Source organism: Dactylosporangium sp. NPDC051087 (assembly GCF_055586325.1).
The window spans coordinates 1-17,669 of record NZ_JBVJIJ010000008.1 but is presented as its reverse complement, the minus strand read 5'-3'; the positions used below and the strand labels follow the sequence as shown (position 1 = coordinate 17,669).

Here is a 17,669-nt window from a genome sequence, read left to right as displayed (position 1 = left end):
CGGGCGAGACGGTCATCGGACGCCGAGGTCGTCGAGCAGGGCCTGCGCGCGGCGGCGGCCGCGGGCCAGTGCGTCGCGACGGTACGCGAGGTCGCCGGTCGACGCGGACGCGGGCGGAGGTTCCGCGGCGCGGGCGGTGGCGAGCACGAGGTTGACCGCGAAGGGTTCCATGACGTCGGCCTCGACGACCCGGTGCTGCAGGAGCGCCCGTTTGGCCGGGGTGTCGGCGAAGAAGTACAGGGACGCGAGGTCGTAGCCGGCGAGGTACATGCCGGCCCGGCCGAAGCACAGGAAGCTCAGCCGCCCCGACGGCAACTCCTCGACGCCGGCCGGCCGGTAGTCGCCGTGCGCGAACGTCCGCTGGTCGTCGCAGTGGTCCAGGAGGTCCAGCGCGCGGCGCGTCTCGCGGTCGGTGAGGCGGCCGGCCCGCCGGTGCTCGGCGAGCTCGGCGGGGTAGTCGACGCGCCAGCGGTGCGCGTCCTGCGGATCCGGCCGCCAGGTGGACAGCAGCGCGGCCGCGTGCGCCAGCCGGGCGAGCTGCGAGGCGTCGGGAGCCGGTCCGCCGTGCGGGTCGATCGCCAGCGGCGCGCCCATGGCACGGCGGACGACGAGCACCGAGTCGTGATCGGTCCACATCAGGTCGCCGGCCACGACGGCCGGCGGGCGCCGGCTGAACGCGGCGGCGACCTCGACCTGCCGCTGGAACCGCTGGGCCGAGACCCGGTCGTCGCCGACGCGCACGATGACGGCGGCCGGATCGCCGCGGAACCGGCCGGCCTGGACCAGCTCGGTGCTGGCCGACTTCAGCGGCGGCCTGGTGTCCAGGAGCAGACCGGGCGGCAGGGACCGGGGCGACCACAGATCGCCGGGTGCCGTGCCCTCACGGGCCGTCACGGCACGGTCGTCGCCGGCGTCCTCGTCAGCGAAATGGTCGGGACCGTCAAGATCGCGGCCGGCGGCCAGTTCGTGCAGGCGGGCGCTGCAGGCGGCCGCGTAGTCGCCGAGATCGGCGAGCTCCTGCTCCGTCCAGCTGCGCTCCCGCGAGTCGATGGCGCACAGCGCGCCGAGCGTCTCGCCGTCCTCGGCCACGAGCGGCGCTCCGGCGTAGGCGACGACGCCGAGGTCACGGATCGCGTCGTTGGTGTGCAGGACCGGGTCGCGGCGGGCGTCGGCGATCACCAGCGGCCCGGCACCGCCCACCACGTGCTGGCAGAAGGAGTGCGTCAGCGGTGTCTCCCGGCGTCGCTGCCACGGCTCGGGCAGGCCGACCGCGCCGGGGAAGATCTGCCGGTTGGCCTCGACCAGCACCACGAGCGCGACCGGCGCACGGAGCTTGGCGCTGGTCTGCTCGCTGATGCCGTCGAACAACGGGTACGCGGCGGCGTGCAGTGCCGTCGCCGCGACCGCGCGCAGCCGCGACCGGCTGCGCACCGCCCGTGCGGTCCGGACTGGGTCGATCGCCGACACGTGCGGCGTGCTCATGTCCCGGTCCTCCTCATGGCGTGTGCACCCCGGGACACTGTCTACCCAAGATCCGCCATTGGCACGTGTCTCCGCGCGAGAATGGTATGCCGTAATTCCACAGTCCGATCTGAGTAATCGGGTGTCGTTACTGAACCAGTCCGCACCGGAGCACAGCGGTCAGGTCTCGTCCCAGACGACGGCGTCGAAGGTCACCGCGCCCTGCCTGGCGTCGATCTTCTGTACGGTGAGCCGGGCGGTGCGGCCCTGGTTGGTGTGCACGCACAGCACAGCGCCGGTCTCGACGCCGGCGAGCTGGGTCACGCCCCGGGCGACGGCCGCCTCCTGGCACTGGGCGAACTCCGCGGTGCCCGCACCGTCCCACAGGGCGAACGACGACGGCAGGCCCAGAGCGGCCTTGCGCAGGTCGAACTGGCCGGCGCCGAGGCGGCTGACGCTCAGGTCACCCTCCGCCGCGGTGTCGTCGAGGGACCGTGGCGGCCGCGCGTCGAGGTCGACGGCGTCGGTCAGGCCGCCGGTCGAGCCGACGAGCTGCCCGGACCACCGCACCGCCGTCCCGCCGCCGGTGCCGGCCGCTGCCGGGGCCGAGCCGGCACCGGTCGTGGTGACCGCCGGTTCGGCGCCGGTGCCCGTGCTCGCCCGCTGCGGGGCCAGCGGGGCACCCGCGCCGGGCGCCGGCTCCGGAGCGTCCCGGTTGGCCGCGACGAGGGCGAAGACGCCGCCGATGACGGCGGCGAGGATGGTGCCGGCGAAGGTGATCCAGATGTGGAACCTGCCGTTGTCACCGCCGCGTGGCCCGGCACCCTGCTGGTCCGCCGTCACGAGTCCCCCGTCGTCACGTATCTCGATATCGAGATCGCCAACTGTACCGTCGAACTCAGATCAGCGGGTCAGCTCCGGGCCTCCCACGTGATCTTGACGACCGCGACGGCGCCCATGGCCGAGTTCGGGGTGTCGGTGGCCAGCTTGTAGTTGAACCGGAAGACCATCGTGCTGCCCACCCCGGCGACCGGGGTCCACGCCGAGGAGACGCTGGTGGCGCCGGCCGCGCTGTAGGTGTTCTTCGCGGTGAAGTCGGACAGCATGCGGCCCGCGGTGATCACCGTGTCGGCGGTGTTGCCGAAGATGGTCGTCGGGCCGGCCAGGCCGGTGCACGAGGCGCCGTTGCCGAAGATGCCCGAGCCGGCCGCCTTCTCGACGCTCCAGTTGATGTACGCGGACGTGCCCCCGCCGCCGCTGCCCGGGGTGTCGGTGGCGTCGCCGGCGGCCACGTAGAGCTGGACCGGCGCCGACGGGGTCACGGTGCCCGACCACGACACGGTGATGCACGACGAGCCGCTGGAGCCGGGGATCAGGCCCGCCACGTTGAACATCGCGGAGTTGCTGTCGTTGTCGGTCAGCGTGAGGGCCCCGACGGCGAACGAGTCGCCGGGGTTGACCGTCGTGGTGCTGAACGCGGCCGAGGACGCCTGGTAGACGACGGCGCCGGAGGTGCTCACCGCGACCGCGACGGCCAGGGATCCGGCCAGCCGGGTGCGGCGCCGGCGACGCTTCGCGCGGTGGGAGGGGATCTCCCGCTCACCGCGCGAACGCGCCGGTTTCGTTTGGTCGTGCACAATGCCTCCTTCGACGGCAACGAATCCGCATCGGCCGGGCGGTGCCGGACCTGAGGGTCGTCGTCGCGGTCGGGGTGTCGCGCCCACCACAGCAGCGCCAGCACGATGGCCAGGATCACCACGCGGAGGTGGTGCCCGTCGCGCCACCACAGGGCGGGCAGGCCGATCCACGGCACGCGCAGCCGGGCCACGCCGACGACGTCTCCGGCCGTGACCAAGGGCGACGCCGTGCTGTCGGGGGCCGCGTTGGCGTCGCCCTTGGTCACCAGGGTGTGGTCGGGGCGGACCTCGACGATGCGGTGCACGAGATACCGGTCGTCCTGGGCAGGGTCCTGGGCCCGGGTCACGGAACCGCACGACGCGGCCGGGCACGAGGTCGGCGGGCCTGGCCGGGGCGCTGATGACGACGTCACCGGGCGCGATCGCCGTGCGCATCGAGCCGCTGAGCACGACCGAGGACGACCAGCCCAGCCCGATCGGCACCAGGGTCATGGCGAGCATGCTGACCACGAAGCCCAGCACACCCACGGCGAACGGCCGGAGCAGGGCGTGCAGCGTGGTCATGCCGTACTGTTTCGGCAGGCGGGCCGCTCAGTTGAGGCTGACGTCGTCGACGTAAACGTCGTAGGTCGCCGTGCCCGTGCCGATGGCCAGTGTGACGGTCGTCGCCGCGCCGGAGTTGAACGCCACCGAGATCTGGCTCCATGTCCCGGCGGTGCCGCTGCCCTGCACACTGCCCAGGGTCGTCGGCCCGTAGAGGCTGGCGCCGCTGATCACCTTCAGCAGTGCGCTGACGGAGCCGGTGCCGGGCGCGGTGTACGCCCAAGCCGAGAACGTGTACGAGGTGTTCGCCGTGACCGACACCGTGGTGTACAGCTGCGCGCTGATCGGCACGCGGACGGCGGCGGCACCCTGGTGCACCGGTGAGGACACGGTCGCCGCCATGTTGCCGGTGGTGTCGATCCGCCACGGCGCGGCGTCGGTGCCGGTCTCGAACCCGGGGTTGGTGAGCAGGTTGGCGGTGGCGCAGTTCACCGCGACGGTGCCGGTGGCCGCGGCCGACGTCCAGCCCGACAGGTACGAGAAGACCCTGTAGGTGTACGTCTGCCCGTTGGTCATGCCGGTGTCCGTCGCGTTCGTCGCCGCGGTCTGCACGGTGTTCTGCGTCACGCCGGAGAGCTGGCGCTGCAGCCGGTACCCGGTCGGCGTCGACCCACCGGCCCCGGCGGTCCACGCGGCGCCGACGCTGGGCGTGCTGCCCGCGCAGGTGGCGTTGAGGGTCAGCGCGGTCGGCGCGGTCAGCGAGCCGACGGTGAGACGGTTGCCGGGGCTGCTCGTGCCACCGCTGAACGCGGCGGCGGACACGCCCCAGGGCCGCAGCACGGCGACGGCGAGCACGGCGGCCAACCCGCCGGTCGTCACCGCCCGCCTGCGCATCCGCCCACCCGCCATGCCCCTCACTTCGGCAGCCGCGGGCCCGGCATGAGGCACCGCGACCGCCGACATCACGACGACCGGCCGGGCAGGTCTACGTGAAGCGGTACACGGCGATGACGTAGTCGGGACAGACGATCTGGCAGGCGGTGCAGCCGGTGCAGCCGTCGTGCAGCTCCGGATACCGGTAGCCCTGCTCGTTGACGGTCGCCGACATGGTCAGCACGTTGGGCGGGCAGGCGGCGAGGCACAGCTCGCAGCCCTTGCACTTGTCGCCGTCGATGACGAGGGTGCCGCGGCTCATGGGCGTGTTCCCTTCAGTACGGCCGCCGCGTCCGTCCACTCCGGACCGTCCACACCGGATGGTGCGAAGACGCCCCGGCGGCGCAGGGCGGCGACGGCGTTGTCGGCGGTGAGCCGCAGGTGCGCGAGGGCCGCGGCGCCGGCGGCGTCGGGGTCGCCGTCGCGGATGGCGGCGAACTCCAGGTGCAGGGCGGCGCGCTCGGCGGGCAGCGCGTCGTCGATGGAGAAGCGGGCCGCGACGGGGACGAGCCCGCTGAACGTGCGCAGCAGCGCCCGCAGGTGGTTGCGGGCACCGGCGACGTTGACGACCCGCCGGAACTCCCGCGCCAGGGACTCGAACTCGTTCGGGTCCTCACAGTCGGCGAGGCGCTCGTCGAGCTTCGCCAGTTCCTCCACCACCGCGGGATCCCGCAGCGCCGCGACCCTGCGGTTGGTGAGGGCGCTGAGCATGCCGTACAGCTCGAAGGCCTCGCGGACGGTCGCGTCGTCGAACTCGGCGACGAACGCCCGCTTGTAGTGGGCGCGCTCGACCAGGCCGTCGCGTTCGAGCTGGATGAGGCCCTCCCGGACCGGCACCCGGCTGACGCCCAGCGTGGACGCGATCTCGTCGAGGTCGAGGCGCTGCCCGCTGCGCAGCTGCCCGGCGAAGAGCAGGTCCAGCACGTGCGCGGCCACGGCCTCGCTGGTGTTGGCGCGCTCCAGCTTCATCGCGTGACCAGCTCGCCGATGCCGTAGGTCTGCTCCATCGTGCCCTGCTGGTAGGTCGGGCCTTCGGCGGTCGGGACGAACCAGCCGGTGGGGCACATGGTGAGGATCTCCACCAGGCTGAACCCGCCGCCGTCGAGCTGGGTCTGGAACGCCTTGCGCAGCATGCGTTTCGCCTGCAGGACACCACCGGCGGTGGAGACGGCGCCGCGGGCGACGTAGCCGACGCCCTGCAGGGACGCGACGAGGTCGGCGACGGGGATCGGGTAGCCGTGCGTGCCAGGATCGCGGCCCTCGATGCTGGTCTTGGTCCGCTGGCCGAGGACGGTGGTGGCGGTCTGCTGGCCGCCGGTGTCGCCGAAGACCCCGTTGTTGAGCATCACGCAGGTGATGTTCTCACCGCGGGCGGCGGCGTGCAGCACCTCCTGCAGGCCCTCGTTGGCCATGTCGCCGTCGCCCTGCAGGGTGAAGACGGCGACGCCGGGCCTGACCCGTTTGATGCCGGTGGCGCACGCGGGGGCGCGGCCGTGCAGGCACTGCAGGACGTCGACGTCCATGATGCGCACGAAGCTGCCGTAGCAGCCATGCCCGACGACGCCGATGCTGCGCTGCACGATGTCCAGCTCCTGCAGGACCTCCAGCAGGATCCGCAGGGCGACGGGCTCGCCGCAGCCGGGGCACAGCGAGTGCTCGCCGAGCAGCAGGCTGGGCTTGAAGTCGGCGGCGAGCTTCGCGGGCAGCACCGGCGGGCCTGACGTGTCGATGGTCATATTGCACCCAGAATTCGGTCGCGGATCACGGGAGCGTCGAGCAGCGGGCCGTAGGAGAGGCCGGACTCGGCGATGCTGACCCCGCCGACGAACCGGACGGCGTCGCGGTCGGCGGCGTGGATGCGCACGTCGTCGAGCATCTGCCCGGCGTTGAGCTCGAAGACGAGGACGTTGCGGGCGCCCGTGGTGGCGCGGCGCAGCGCGGCCCCGGGGAACGGCCACAGCGTGACCGGGCGGAACCAGCCGATGCGGTGCCCCTCCGCGCGCAGCCCGTCCACGACGTGCTCGACGAACTTCGCGGCGGTGCCGAACGCGACGACGACCGTCTCGGCGTCGTCCACCATGGACTCCTCGTGCCGCTGCTCCAGCTCGGCGATGCGGTCGAACTTGTCGGCGATCGCCCGCCAGTGCCCGTCGGGACCGAGGCCGGGCGCGTTGGCCTTGCCCATCGCCCAGGTCCAGATCTGCCGGCTGTTGCCGGTGCCGCCGCCGGTGCCGTCCAGGGCCCAGTCCTTCGGGGGCAACTGACCGAAGTCGAGCGGCTGGACGTCGACGCCGACCCGGGTCTGCGCGAGCAGCGGGTCGCCGTAGAGCATGACGGGCGCGCGGTGCTTGTCGGCGAGGTGGAACAGCAGCTGGGTGTGCTCGACCGCCTCGGGGATGTCCTTCGGCGCGAGGGTGATCGTGCGGTAGTCGCCCCAGCCGCCGCCGCGGGTCGCCTGGAAGTAGTCCTGCTGGTTGCGGGCGAGGTTGAACACGACGAACGGCGTCTCGTTGAGCGCGGCCTCGGCGATCGCCTCCTGCATGAGCGCGATGCCCTGCCCGCAGGAGCCGGTGGCGGCGCGGGCCCCCGCGGCGGCGGCGCCGAGGGTCATGTTGACGCCCTCGATCTCGCTCTCCGCGTTGAGGCAGACGCCGCCGGCCGCGGGCAGCCGCCGGGACATCTCCTCGAGCAGGCCGGTGAACGGTGACATGGGGTAGCCGGTGAAGAACCGGCAGCCGGCGGCGATCGCGGCCTCGGCCATGGCGGCGCCGCCGTCGAGCAGTTCCAGGCTCATGCCGCCACCTCCGCTACGCTCCGGCGTCGGCCCGAGCCACACCTGACACTCATGCGCTGACCTCCACCGTCGCGGCGCCGGCTTCCAGGGCGCGGGCGTTCGCCGGTGCGTGCTGGCGCCGGTACGGCGGCAGCAGCTCCTCCATCGCGGCGGTCAGCGACGCCGGCTGGACCAGCCGGGTCAGCGCGTTGTACGCGCCGAGCAGGACGAACCCGGACGCCTGCGGCGCCTCCACGGACTTGGCGGTGCCCATCGCGTCGACGGCGAACACCCGCAGGTCCGGGCGGAACCCGGAAGGATCGACGAGCGGGACGTTGGCCACGACGATGCCGCCCGGCCGGATCCGGTCCTCGACCCCTTCGGCGAAGCGGTGGTGGGCGAAGATCGCCGACCATGCCGACGGCAGGATCGGCAGCGCCTTCAGCGGGGCGTCGCCGATGACGACACCGGCCTTGGACGGCCCGCCGCGCATCTCGCCGCCGTAGTCGGCCGCGAGCATCGCGTAACGCCCCTCGCGGGTGGCGGCGAGCGCGAGGGTCTTGGCGAGCAGCTGGATGCCCTGCCCGCCGACCCCGGTGACCATGAGCTCCCGCTCCATCCGCGTCCTCCCTTGCCGAGCCTCGCACCCTTGACGAGATTTGAATATTGAATACAAAATCTGATCGCACCGTCAAGCACGGCCGCGAGGAGAGCACGAGATGCGGGCTTTGGTCATGCACGGCTTCGGCGACACCACCGTCGAGGAGGTCCCCGACCCGGACCCCGGACCGGACGAGGTCGTCATCGACGTCGCCTGCGTCCAGCCCAGCGTCACCGAGTGCATGCTGATCGCCGGTGACCCGGTCGCCATGCACGACGTCCTCGCCGCCCGGCTCGCCGCCGGCCCGACCCGCTTCGGCGGTCACGAGTTCGCCGGCACCCTCCCCGACGGCACCCTCGTCACGGCGGTCGAGACCGCCGCCTGCGGGGTGTGCGCCGCGTGCCGCCGGGACCGGCCGGACGCGTGCCCGTCCCCCGGGGTGCTCGGCTTCACCAGACCGGGCGCGTTCGCCTCGCGCGTCGCCGTCCCGGCCAAGTCCGTCGTGCCCGTGCCGGAAGGCGTGACCGCGTCGCAGGCCGCCGCGGTGCAGCCGCTGGCCGGCGCGCTGCACGGGCACGCGATCGCCGAGGTACGGCCCGGTGACAGCGTCCTCATCCTCGGCGCCGGCGTCATGGGGGTGCTGCACACGCAGGTGGCCCGGCACGGCGGCGCCGGGCTCGTCATGGTGACCGGCCGCAGCCCCGCGAAACGCGCGCTGGCGCTCACCGCCGGCGCCGACGTCGTCATCGACGCGGCCGACGACGTGCACGCCGCCGTCCTGGAGGCGACCGGCGGCATCGGCGCCGACGTCGTCTTCGAGACCGCGGGCGGCACGCCGGGCGCCGGCCTCGCCGGCACGTCCACGCTCGACCTCGCCGCCCGGTGCGTGCGCCGCGGCGGGCGGATCGTCATGGTCGCGGTCCTGCCGCGCACGGCTCCCGCGCCGCTCGGGCTGCTGCGGGAGCGGGCGGTGGCACTGCTGCATCCACGGTCCGGGGCGGGCGGCTACTCCCCCGGCAGCGGCGCGTTCGAGCAGGGGCTGCGGCTCATCGCCCGCGGCGACGTCGACGTCGACTGCCTGATCACCCACCGCCTGGAGGGCGTCGACGCGCTGCCCAAGGCCCTCGACATCACCCGGGACAAGACATCGCACGGCGCACTGGGCCCCGCCCAGGTCATGATCGGTCCATGGGACCGCGCATGAGCAGCACCGGAGCGCAGCGGAGGGCTGATCATCATGGGCTCAGTTTCGGCTCAGGCCGACGCCGGAGCGCAGCGGAGGTGGCGGCATGAGCTTGTTGATCGGGGACATCGTCACCCTCGCCGCGCTGACCGTGCCCCGGCAGACCGCGGCCACCCTCGGTGAGGACGCGCTCACGTTCGCCGAGCTCGACGTGGCCGCGAACAGGGCGGCCAACGCGCTCGCCGGGCTCGGGGTCGGCGCCGGGGACGTCGTGCTGTGGTGCGCCGCGCCGACCCTGCGGGTCCTGGACGTGTTCGTCGCGTGCGCCCGGCTCGGCGCGGTGTTCGCCCCGCTGAACCCGGCCCTCCCCCAGCACGAGCGGGACGCGGTCCGGGAGTACCTCGACCCCCGGCTCGTCCTGACGGATCGTGCGTTCGCGGCGCCGGGCGTACACCATGAGACGCTGCGGAACGGGTCGGCCGCGTTCGACCGGCGGGCCGTCGACGACAACGCGCCGCACATCGTCTACCTCACCAGCGGCAGCACCGGCACGCCGAAGGGCGCCCTCGTCAGCCACCGCGCCAGCTGGCTGCGGGCCGCTCCCGGCGGCGGCACGTTCACCAGCGGGCTGCGCGGGCCCGGCGGGGTCGTGTGCACGTTCCCGCTGTACCACTACGGCGGCTGGCACTACGTGATGGAGGCCTGGCAGCACCGCACGGCCGTGCACCTGGTCCGCCGCGCCGACGCCGCCTCGGTCATCGACGTCGTCCAGCACCGCCGCCCCTCGGCGCTCTACTGCATCCCGGCCGTCTGGGAGCGCCTCCTGGACCGCGAGCACCGCACCGCCGACCTGCGCTCCCTGCTGCACGCCGACACCGGCACCTCCAGCGTCGCGCTGGACCTCGTCGAGCGGATCAAGGCCCGGTTGCCCGGGACGACGACGACCATCCTGTACGGCTCCACCGAGGCCGGCCGGATGGCGGCCCTGCACGACTGGGAGCTGGCCGCCAGACCCGGCAGCGTCGGCCGGGCCGCGACCCCGAACGCGCTGTGGCTCGCCCCCGACGGCGAGGTCTGCGTCACGGGGCCCGCGGTGATGAACGGCTACCTCGGCGCCGACCCGCTCACCGGCGAGTACCGCTCCGGCGACCTCGGCCAGCTCGACGACGACGGCTACCTGTACCTGACCGGCCGCACCCGCGAGGTGATCCGCACCGGCGGCGAGTCGGTCGGCCCCGCCGAGGTCGAGCACGCCCTGCGCGACCTGCCGGGCGTGCTGGACGTCGCCGTCGTCGGCCTCCCGGACCCGCAGTGGGGCGAGGTGGTCTGCGCCGTCTTCGTGCTCCCCGCCGACGGCCCGGCGCCGACGGTGGCGCAGGTGCGGTCCCACGTGGACGGCCGGCTCGCCACCTTCAAGGTGCCCCGCCGGGTCGCGACCGCGGCGTCGATCCCCCGGACCCCGGCCACCGGCCAGATCCAGCGCGGCCGCCTCCGTGACCTGCTGCTGTGACCTGCTCTTGTGACCTGCTCTTGTGACCTGGTGCTGTGACCTGCCGGGTCACCAGGTGCCGGGGCCGTGGACGGCGAGCCAGCGCGTCCACTCGTAGCCTTTCAGGGCGGCGCTGGGCAGGCCGCGGTCGTGCTTGACGGCGATGGCCCGGTCGAGCAGCTCCAGGGCCTCGTCGAGCTTCAGGTCCATGCCGAGCAGCTCGACGACGAGGCAGCTCGCGCCGTAGGTGACGAAGCCGCCGGTGTCGTCGCGGACCACGGCGAGCAGCGCCGACACGAACGCCTGCGGGTCGGCCTTCGCCCGCTCGTAGAAGGGGGCGATGCAGGTCGGGTAGACCTCGGTCGGGTCGACGCCGGACCCGGCGTGGTCCATCTCGAACCGGCCGAGCAGTTCGAGCCGCCGCGGCATGTCGGCGGGGAACCGGAACCCGGTCGTCCTTCGCAGCCATCCCACCGTCACGCCTGGGACGGGGCGGCGGTGACGGACATCTTCGTCTCGAACTCGATCCGCGAATCGTTCATGCCCGCTCCTGACGGACCGTCCGTCAGGACGCAGGCATGTGGACCCGCCGGAGCGCACCGCCGCGGACGTCGTACGGCTACCAGCCGCCGCCCGACGCCCAGGTGGCCGGCTGGCGCTGCCACAACGAGCACTGCCTCACCGGCGACGACGACTCCCCACCCGAGCGGTGGCCGTTTCCGTGCCCGGAGTGCGGGGGGCCGACCGACCCCGTTTTCGAGCAGCCGTGGGCGCACGAGGCCGAGGTGCACCTCATCCGGCGCGACCTCACGAACGCAGACTGGTACCAGCGCACCGCCGCGGAGCTGAAGCTGCACATCTGGGCCTACAAGGACGCCTGGCTCCGCAGTGACGGCGCGGCGGCGCGGGCGGCGTGGCACGGCTTCCGGCAGACCCGGCAGCGGCAGTGGCAGCACGGCGAGGACTGGTGGGTCACTACGGCGATCGGGCAGATGGTGCTCCTCGCCGCGCTCGCCGACGACCTCGACGGCGCGGTGCCCGAGCTGCGGGCCTGGTACCCACGGATCGACACCCGGGACCTGGAGAACGACAACGGCCGCCGGACCGACGCGCGCGTCTTCGTGGCGGCCTGCAGCGGCCTGCTGGAGCGCGAGGCGTCGATCGGGCACCCGCTCGAGGCCGAGATCGACCGTCTCATGCGCGACGTCGCGGCGCGCGCGGAGGACGTGCTGACGCCCGCGCACCAGGACGGGTTCCGCCGGATCCGGCTGGTGCGGACCCTGCACGCCACCACCGGCGCGATCGAGGGCACGCGTCGCTCACCGGGCCCCGTCGGTGACCGCCTCCCACCGGTCCACCTCGTCGTCGGCGCCGCCGCCGGCGCCGACAGCGCCCTCGACGCGGCCGAGCTCCACGACGATCCCAGTGCCCTCGACGCGATGGTCCGGCGGCTCGCGGCGGACGGCGGCGCACCGAGCCTGCTGCACCTGCTGCGCGCCCGGCAACTCGTCCTGGGCGGCGCGCTGCGGCAGGCGATGGACGAGCTGACCCTGGCCGCCGAGGCGACCGACGAGCTGTGCATGGACCTGCGCCCGGTCATCTACGCCACCCACGGCCGGGTGCGGACGCTGCACGACCCGGCCGCGCTGGACGCCGGGATCGCCGACTGCCGCACCGGACGGCACCTCGGCCTGCGCCGGTGGCGGTCCACCACCGCGGCGGACACGGACCTGGCCCGGCTGCTGCTGCGGCGCGGGTCGGGCCGCACCGACGTCGGTGAGGCGGTGCGGCTGGCCCGGCGGCGGTGCCGGCCGTGGCGCCGCCCCGGCGTCGAGGACCGGATCGTGCTGCAGGAGGCGCTGTCGGCGCACGACGCGCTGACCGGGCGCGGCACCCCGCAGCGCCGGCGGCGGGCCTGGGCGGACGCCGTCGCGTCCTGCCCGACCGCGGTCGAGCGGGCCCGGTTCGCCACGGCATGGGTCGGCTGGGCCGTCGGCACCGGCGACCCGGAGCTGGCCGCCGAGGCCTACCGGCACCTGGTCGCGCTCATCCCGCTGGACGCCGCGGCGCGCACCGGCACCCGCGCCCGGGAGCGGGTCCTCGCCGCCGCGCAGGAGCACATCGAGGACGCCGGGTACTGGCTGGCGCGCAGCCGCAGATACCGGGAGGCCGTCGTCGCGCTGGAGACCGGCCGGGCGATCGCGCTCACCGGGACGTTCGGCGGCGAACAGGTCACCGCCGTCGACTACCCGGCCGTGACCGCGGCGACCGGCGACGGCGCGCTGCTGTACATCGCGGCCGCGAAGGCCGGCGGTTACGCCCTCGTCGTCGCCGCCCGGCACGACCCGCAGTTCGTCGAGCTGCCGAAGCTCGACCGGGCCGCCGTCGCCGCGCTCGTCGGCACCACACGGTCCGGCCAGGCCGTGCGGGGCGCGGCGGCGGTGCGGGACGCGGACCCGGTGGCGGCCGCCGCCGACCCACTCGCGGAGGTGCTGCGGACGCTGTGGGACGGCGGGATGCGGGACCTGCTGCTCGACAAGGCGCGCGGCGCGGTCGTGACGCTCGTCCCGGTCGGGCTGCTCAGCCTCCTGCCGCTGCACGCCGCCGGGGACCCGGACACGCCCGGCCACGCGGGGCGCTACTCGGCGATCCGGTACGCGCCGAACGCCCGCGGGCTGCGCCGCTGCCAGGACCTCGCCCGCGACCTCGACCGGCGGCCGCTGCGGCTGCTCGCCGTCGACGCGCCCGCGAGCCCCGGCGGCATCCCGTTGCGGCACGTCGCGCACGAGACCGACGCCGTCGCCCGCCGCTGGCCGTCGCCCGGGACCAGGGTCACCCACGACTGCACGTGGGCCGAGTTCCGCGACAACGCCGACGAGTACACCGTCTGGCACCTCGCCTGCCACGGCGTCGCCGAGCCGCACGCGATCCTCGACACCCGCCTGTGCTTCACCGACCGGGACGTCACCCTCGGCGAGCTGCGCCGGGTCCTTCCGGCCGGCCGCCGGCGCCTCGCGGTGCTGTCGGCGTGCGAGACCAACCTGACCGAGGTCACCGCCCCGAACGAGGTCGTCGGCCTGCCGTCGGCGCTGCTGCAGGCCGGCTTCGCCGGCGTCGTCGCCAGCGCCTGGAAGGTCGACGACCTGGCGACCGCCTACCTGATGACGGCCTTCTACCAGCTGTGGCGCGGGGCCCGGCACCCGCCCGCCGTCGCGCTGAACCTGGCCCAGCGCTGGCTGCGCGACGCGACCCGCGCCGAGCTGACCGCGGTCCTGCCCGGCACGGACCCGGGCGGCTTCGACGACCAGCCGTTCCGCGACCCGCACTTCTGGGCGGCGTTCGCCTACACGGGCGCGTGACCTGCCCGGCGGCCGCGACGCGTCAACCACGGAAAACACGACACCAATCCGGCCGGGGTGCGGCTCCGAACTCCGGGTTATGGCAGTGGATGGCGGAGTGGCGGCGGAGGTCGTCGCCGGGCGGTACCGGCTCGTCCGGGTCGTCGGGCGCGGCGGGATGGGCCGGGTCTGGCAGGCGCACGACGAGATCCTCGACCGTGAGGTCGCCGTCAAGGAGGTCATGCCGGTCGCCGGCGTGGCACCCGGACGCACCGACATCTGGGAGCGCACGATCCGCGAGGCGCGCACCGCGGGACGGCTCAAACATCCGAATGTGGTCCGCGTGTACGACGTGCATTTCGCCGACGGGCGGCCGTGGATCGTCATGGAGTTCGTCGAAGGCCGGTCGCTGCACGCGGTCGTCCGCGACGACGGGCCGCTCGACGTCGAGCGCGCCGCGAAGGTCGGGCTGGCGTTGCTCGACGGGCTCGCCGCGGCGCACGCCGCCGGGGTGCTGCACCGGGATGTCACACCGCGCAACGTGCTGCTCACGCAGGACGGGCAGACGCTGCTGGGCGACTTCGGGGTGGCGGTGTTCGAGGAGGAGCGCTTCCGGGCCGACGCGACCCGCGAGGACGTGCTGCTCGCCTCGCCCGCGTACGTCGCGCCCGAGCGGGTCATGGCCGGCGCGTCGAGCACCGGCACCGACCTGTGGTCGCTCGGCGCGACGCTCTATCTCGCGGTGGAGGGCCGCCCGCCGTACGAGCGGGCCACGCCGATCGAGCAGCTGACCGCGCTGATGCAGGAGCCGCCGGACGCGCTGCGGCGCGCCGGACCGCTGGGGCCGGTCATCGAGGGGCTGCTGCGCCGCGACCCGGGCGACCGCCTGACCGTCGCCGGAGCTCGGCCGCTGCTGGAGGCGGCGCTGGCCGGGCGGCGGCCACCCGCCCCGCGGTGGCGTGTCCCCGTCCAGCGACGGCCGGCGGCCCCGTCCGGTCCGGCCGGCGGCACCGGTACCGCGGCGGCGACGGCGATCCGTGCGACCACGCGGCGCAAGGCGGTCGTGGCCGGGTTCGCCGTCGTGCTCCTCGCCGCGGGGGGAGCCGGCGCCTGGGCCGCCACCCGACCGGCCGGCGACGCCTCCCCTCCCGCGGTCATGCCGCCGGCCGCGCCGTCGACCGTGCAGGTCCGCTTTCCGGCACCGTTGCGGTGTTCCGGGGCGACCGCCACGGACGCGGACGCGACCGCCACGGACGCGGCCGCGCAGGGGTGGGTCCGGCGGGACGAGGACGGCTTCAGCACCCTGGTGCCCGACGGCTGGGCGCGCGCCACCGACGGTCCCGTCGCGTGTTTCCTCGACCCGGCCGGGCGGCAGGGCTTCACCGTCGACCCGACGCCGCCCCTGGACGAGGACCGGGTGGCGTACTGGACGGAGCAGGAACGCGTGCTGCTCGCCGGGCCGGCCAGGCCCGCCGGGTACCGCCGGGTCACCATCAGCGTGGCGCTGTACCAGCAGGGCGGCGCCGACTGGGAGTACACGTTCGACGAGGACGGCACCCGCTGGCACACCCTGCGCCGGAACTTCGCGATCGGCGAGGGCCGCGGGTTCGTCGTGTCGTGGACCGCGCCGGACGCCGGCTGGGACGCCGCGCTCGACGGCTTCCGCACCGTGACCGCCGGCTTCGAGCTGCGCTGAGCTTTCCGCACCAATCCGGACGGATCACGGCTCCGAACCACTCCTGTCACATCGTCAAGCGATCGGAGACCCCTCATGAACCTCAGACGAGCCGCCATCGCGGCCCTTCCGGTCGCGGCGGTCGCGGTGACCGTGCCGTTCCTGGCACCGGCGCCCGCGTCCGCCGCCGAGTCGGTCTCGGTGCAACTGCAGGAACTCGGCAAGTCCGGTGCCAAGGGCAGCGCGACGCTCACCCCCATGGCCAACGGCGACCTGAAGATCGTGCTGAAGTCGACGGGCATGACCCCCGGCTCGCCGCACGCCCAGCACCTGCACGGCTCCGCGGGCGGCACGGACTTCCACTGCCCGACCCTGGCCGACGACAAGAACGGCAACGGCTACCTCAGCGTCGAGGAGGGGCTGCCGATGTACGGCGACATCTTCGTCTCGCTGACGACCACCGGCGACACGACGAAGGCGAGCGGCCTCGCGGTGGACCGCTTCCCGACCGCCGACGCCAAGGGCGACCTGTCCTACGAGCGCACGATCCCCGCCGCGCAGCTGCCGGCCGGCACGATCGAGCACATCAAGGACCTGCACATCGTGCAGCACGGCATCGACGCGAACGGCAACGGCAAGTACGACCTGGAAGCCCTCGGCGAGTCGACGTTCGCGAAGTCGCTCGGCGTGCCCAACATCCCGGAGGAGGCGACCGACGTCGCGACCTGCGGCATGGTCGCCGGCGCGGCCGCCGGCTCGGTCCCGGCCGGTGGCGTCGAGACCGGCGACGGCTCGTCGTTGCCGCGGAACCGGATGGACCCGGCGCTGATCTACTCGGTCGGTGGCGCCGCGGTGGCCGGCACGCTCGCGGTCGCCTTCTACCGGCGCCGCAAGGTCTGAGCCGTGCGCGGTCCCGCCTTGCTCTGCGCGGTGCTGCTCCTGGCGGCGTGCTCGGCACCCCAGCCGGCATCACAGCCGGCACCCCGGCCCTCGACCCCGGCGCCTTCGGCCACGGTGAGCCGCCCCGGCGAGCTGACCTCCGGGCCGTTGATGGTGTCCTCACCGCCGGTCGGTGTCAGCATCCCGAGGCTCGGCGTGACCAGCGAGGTGGTCGGCCTGTCCCTGCGGCCCGACGGCACCATGGAGGTGCCCGCGGACGCGAGCACCGTCGGCTGGTTCACCGGCGCGCCCACCCCGGGCGCGCTGGGACCGGCCGTCCTCGCCGGGCACGTCGACTGGAAGGGCACCAGGGGCGCCTTCTACCACCTGGCGACCCTGGTCCCGGGCGACGAGGTCACCGTGACCCGCCTCGACGGCAGCCTCGCGGTGTTCGCCGTCGGCAAGGTCGAGCGGCACCCGAAGGACGCGTTCCCCACCCAGGCCGTCTACGGCCCGGTCGACCGCGCCGCCCTGCGCCTGATCACCTGCGGCGGCGAGTTCGACGCCTCGACCGGTCACTACCGCGACAACATCGTGGCGTTCGCCGACCTGCGCGAGGCACGCTGACCGCGGCCGCTCAGTCGAGGCAGAACTCGTTGCCCTCGACGTCCTGCATCACCTGGCACGACTCGTTTTCCTCGTCGGCGACCAGGAGCTGCCCGCGGACCGCCCCGAGCGCGACCAGCCGTGCGCATTCGGTCTCCAGCGCGGCCAGGCGCTCCGCGCCGACGAGGCCGGTGCCGACCCGGACGTCGAGATGCACCCTGTTCTTGACCACCTTGCCCTCGGGGACCCGCTGGAAATACAGCCGCGGGCCGGCTCCTGCGGGATCGCTGCACGACGCGGACGCCGCCCCCGGCTCGTCCTCGACCGCCGCGACATATCCCAGGACCTCGCACCAGAACCGGGCGACGCGCACCGGGTCCGCGCAGTCGAACGTGACCTGAATCTGCCTGACAGACGCCATTGGCCCACCCTAGCGGCACCGCTCTGCCAGCGCTCAGCCCTGATCCACCGATGAGATTGATGTGGCGGAGGCATCTCGGACGCGACAATGCCCCCGCGAGCTGGAAAGATAGAGGTTCTTGAGGCATCTA

Annotated in this window: 20 protein-coding genes; 7 read left to right on the top strand and 13 right to left on the bottom strand. The window is 74.0% G+C overall.

Annotated features, from left to right (window positions below):
* Window positions 1-12: 12 nt before the first annotated feature.
* The 4 genes from ACZ6TV_RS16535 to ACZ6TV_RS16520 form a co-directional block, all read right to left on the bottom strand.
* A complete protein-coding gene (locus tag ACZ6TV_RS16535; RefSeq protein ID WP_465298023.1) occupies window positions 13-1,482 on the bottom strand; it encodes a GAF domain-containing protein in 1,470 nt (489 codons plus the stop codon).
* A 159-nt stretch (window positions 1,483-1,641) separates the two neighbouring features.
* Entirely contained in the window at window positions 1,642-2,304 is a 663-nt protein-coding gene (locus ACZ6TV_RS16530; protein WP_465298022.1) for a hypothetical protein, read from the bottom strand.
* Window positions 2,305-2,372: 68 nt separating this feature from the next.
* Window positions 2,373-2,981, bottom strand: coding sequence for a hypothetical protein (locus tag ACZ6TV_RS16525; protein ID WP_465298021.1), 609 nt, complete (start codon window positions 2,979-2,981; stop codon window positions 2,373-2,375).
* Entirely contained in the window at window positions 2,978-3,403 is a 426-nt protein-coding gene (locus tag ACZ6TV_RS16520) for a hypothetical protein (protein ID WP_465298020.1), read from the bottom strand. The genes ACZ6TV_RS16525 and ACZ6TV_RS16520 overlap by 4 nt, the downstream gene beginning before the upstream one ends.
* Window positions 3,404-3,498: 95 nt before the next feature.
* Here ACZ6TV_RS16520 and ACZ6TV_RS16515 point away from each other — a divergent pair, with 95 nt between their 5' ends.
* The gene (locus ACZ6TV_RS16515) at window positions 3,499-3,717 is read left to right on the top strand and encodes a hypothetical protein (protein WP_465298019.1); all 219 of its coding nucleotides are present in this window, start codon (window positions 3,499-3,501) and stop codon (window positions 3,715-3,717) included.
* Here the strand turns inward: ACZ6TV_RS16515 and ACZ6TV_RS16510 are convergent.
* The 6 genes from ACZ6TV_RS16510 to ACZ6TV_RS16485 form a co-directional block, all read right to left on the bottom strand.
* Entirely contained in the window at window positions 3,690-4,217 is a 528-nt protein-coding gene (locus tag ACZ6TV_RS16510; protein ID WP_465298332.1) for a carbohydrate binding domain-containing protein, read from the bottom strand. The genes ACZ6TV_RS16515 and ACZ6TV_RS16510 overlap by 28 nt on opposite strands.
* 409 nt (window positions 4,218-4,626) lie before the next feature.
* On the bottom strand, window positions 4,627-4,836 hold the full coding sequence (locus tag ACZ6TV_RS16505) for a 4Fe-4S dicluster domain-containing protein (protein WP_465298018.1): 210 nt from the start codon (window positions 4,834-4,836) through the stop codon (window positions 4,627-4,629).
* Complete coding sequence (locus ACZ6TV_RS16500; protein WP_465298017.1) at window positions 4,833-5,543, bottom strand: GntR family transcriptional regulator; 711 nt, start codon at window positions 5,541-5,543, stop codon at window positions 4,833-4,835. Before ACZ6TV_RS16500 ends, ACZ6TV_RS16505 begins: the two co-directional genes overlap by 4 nt.
* Window positions 5,540-6,310 carry a thiamine pyrophosphate-dependent enzyme gene (locus tag ACZ6TV_RS16495; protein ID WP_465298016.1) on the bottom strand — a complete coding sequence of 257 codons (771 nt, stop codon included), beginning with the start codon at window positions 6,308-6,310 and terminating at the stop codon, window positions 5,540-5,542. The genes ACZ6TV_RS16500 and ACZ6TV_RS16495 overlap by 4 nt, the downstream gene beginning before the upstream one ends.
* A complete protein-coding gene (locus ACZ6TV_RS16490) occupies window positions 6,307-7,368 on the bottom strand; it encodes a hypothetical protein (RefSeq protein WP_465298015.1) in 1,062 nt (353 codons plus the stop codon). Before ACZ6TV_RS16490 ends, ACZ6TV_RS16495 begins: the two co-directional genes overlap by 4 nt.
* Before the next feature lie 49 nt (window positions 7,369-7,417).
* Window positions 7,418-7,966 (bottom strand): 2-oxoacid:acceptor oxidoreductase family protein, encoded by a 549-nt coding sequence (locus ACZ6TV_RS16485; protein ID WP_465298014.1) that lies wholly within the window; start codon window positions 7,964-7,966, stop codon window positions 7,418-7,420.
* Window positions 7,967-8,066: 100 nt separating this feature from the next.
* Between ACZ6TV_RS16485 and ACZ6TV_RS16480 the strand changes: the two genes are divergently transcribed.
* Both ACZ6TV_RS16480 and ACZ6TV_RS16475 read left to right on the top strand, forming a co-directional pair.
* Window positions 8,067-9,152: a zinc-dependent alcohol dehydrogenase gene (locus ACZ6TV_RS16480; protein ID WP_465298013.1), complete on the top strand. Its 1,086-nt coding sequence runs from the start codon at window positions 8,067-8,069 to the stop codon at window positions 9,150-9,152.
* Between the two features lie 85 nt (window positions 9,153-9,237).
* Window positions 9,238-10,641: a class I adenylate-forming enzyme family protein gene (locus tag ACZ6TV_RS16475; protein ID WP_465298012.1), complete on the top strand. Its 1,404-nt coding sequence runs from the start codon at window positions 9,238-9,240 to the stop codon at window positions 10,639-10,641.
* A 48-nt stretch (window positions 10,642-10,689) separates the two neighbouring features.
* Here ACZ6TV_RS16475 and ACZ6TV_RS16470 read toward each other — a convergent pair whose 3' ends face one another.
* Window positions 10,690-11,100 carry a hypothetical protein gene (locus ACZ6TV_RS16470; RefSeq protein ID WP_465298011.1) on the bottom strand — a complete coding sequence of 137 codons (411 nt, stop codon included), beginning with the start codon at window positions 11,098-11,100 and terminating at the stop codon, window positions 10,690-10,692.
* A gap of 98 nt (window positions 11,101-11,198) precedes the next feature.
* Between ACZ6TV_RS16470 and ACZ6TV_RS16465 the strand changes: the two genes are divergently transcribed.
* The 3 genes from ACZ6TV_RS16465 to ACZ6TV_RS16455 all read left to right on the top strand — a co-directional run bounded on the left by ACZ6TV_RS16465 (window position 11,199) and on the right by ACZ6TV_RS16455 (window position 16,533).
* Window positions 11,199-13,979, top strand: a complete 2,781-nt coding sequence (locus ACZ6TV_RS16465; protein ID WP_465298010.1) for a CHAT domain-containing protein — start codon at window positions 11,199-11,201, stop codon at window positions 13,977-13,979.
* An 85-nt stretch (window positions 13,980-14,064) separates the two neighbouring features.
* Window positions 14,065-15,654, top strand: a complete 1,590-nt coding sequence (locus ACZ6TV_RS16460) for a serine/threonine-protein kinase (protein ID WP_465298009.1) — start codon at window positions 14,065-14,067, stop codon at window positions 15,652-15,654.
* A 75-nt stretch (window positions 15,655-15,729) separates the two neighbouring features.
* Complete coding sequence (locus ACZ6TV_RS16455) at window positions 15,730-16,533, top strand: hypothetical protein (protein ID WP_465298008.1); 804 nt, start codon at window positions 15,730-15,732, stop codon at window positions 16,531-16,533.
* Here ACZ6TV_RS16455 and ACZ6TV_RS16450 read toward each other — a convergent pair.
* Window positions 16,512-16,715 (bottom strand): hypothetical protein, encoded by a 204-nt coding sequence (locus tag ACZ6TV_RS16450; protein WP_465298007.1) that lies wholly within the window; start codon window positions 16,713-16,715, stop codon window positions 16,512-16,514. The genes ACZ6TV_RS16455 and ACZ6TV_RS16450 overlap by 22 nt on opposite strands.
* 13 nt (window positions 16,716-16,728) lie before the next feature.
* On the opposite strand from ACZ6TV_RS16450, the gene ACZ6TV_RS16445 reads away from it, so the two are divergent.
* Entirely contained in the window at window positions 16,729-17,139 is a 411-nt protein-coding gene (locus ACZ6TV_RS16445) for a class F sortase (protein WP_465298006.1), read from the top strand.
* Between the two features lie 10 nt (window positions 17,140-17,149).
* Here the strand turns inward: ACZ6TV_RS16445 and ACZ6TV_RS16440 are convergent, their stop codons facing one another.
* Window positions 17,150-17,539, bottom strand: a complete 390-nt coding sequence (locus tag ACZ6TV_RS16440; RefSeq protein ID WP_465298005.1) for a VOC family protein — start codon at window positions 17,537-17,539, stop codon at window positions 17,150-17,152.
* Window positions 17,540-17,669 lie beyond the last annotated feature (130 nt).

Excerpts from the sequence above, each read along its gene's own strand:
- ACZ6TV_RS16455 (WP_465298008.1), top strand. The coding sequence starts at position 15,730 with ATGAACCTCAGACGAGCCGCCATCGCGGCCCTTCCGGTCGCGGCGGTC.
- ACZ6TV_RS16490 (WP_465298015.1), bottom strand. The coding sequence starts at position 7,368 with ATGAGCCTGGAACTGCTCGACGGCGGCGCCGCCATGGCCGAGGCCGCG.
- ACZ6TV_RS16465 (WP_465298010.1), top strand. The coding sequence starts at position 11,199 with ATGTGGACCCGCCGGAGCGCACCGCCGCGGACGTCGTACGGCTACCAG.
- ACZ6TV_RS16475 (WP_465298012.1), top strand. The coding sequence starts at position 9,238 with ATGAGCTTGTTGATCGGGGACATCGTCACCCTCGCCGCGCTGACCGTG.
- ACZ6TV_RS16535 (WP_465298023.1), bottom strand. The coding sequence starts at position 1,482 with ATGAGCACGCCGCACGTGTCGGCGATCGACCCAGTCCGGACCGCACGG.
- ACZ6TV_RS16495 (WP_465298016.1), bottom strand. The coding sequence starts at position 6,310 with ATGACCATCGACACGTCAGGCCCGCCGGTGCTGCCCGCGAAGCTCGCC.
- ACZ6TV_RS16510 (WP_465298332.1), bottom strand. The coding sequence starts at position 4,217 with ATGACCAACGGGCAGACGTACACCTACAGGGTCTTCTCGTACCTGTCG.
- ACZ6TV_RS16515 (WP_465298019.1), top strand. The coding sequence starts at position 3,499 with ATGACGACGTCACCGGGCGCGATCGCCGTGCGCATCGAGCCGCTGAGC.
- ACZ6TV_RS16505 (WP_465298018.1), bottom strand. The coding sequence starts at position 4,836 with ATGAGCCGCGGCACCCTCGTCATCGACGGCGACAAGTGCAAGGGCTGC.
- ACZ6TV_RS16485 (WP_465298014.1), bottom strand. The coding sequence starts at position 7,966 with ATGGAGCGGGAGCTCATGGTCACCGGGGTCGGCGGGCAGGGCATCCAG.
- ACZ6TV_RS16450 (WP_465298007.1), bottom strand. The coding sequence starts at position 16,715 with ATGCTGACACCGACCGGCGGTGAGGACACCATCAACGGCCCGGAGGTC.
- ACZ6TV_RS16480 (WP_465298013.1), top strand. The coding sequence starts at position 8,067 with ATGCGGGCTTTGGTCATGCACGGCTTCGGCGACACCACCGTCGAGGAG.
- ACZ6TV_RS16500 (WP_465298017.1), bottom strand. The coding sequence starts at position 5,543 with ATGAAGCTGGAGCGCGCCAACACCAGCGAGGCCGTGGCCGCGCACGTG.
- ACZ6TV_RS16440 (WP_465298005.1), bottom strand. The coding sequence starts at position 17,539 with ATGGCGTCTGTCAGGCAGATTCAGGTCACGTTCGACTGCGCGGACCCG.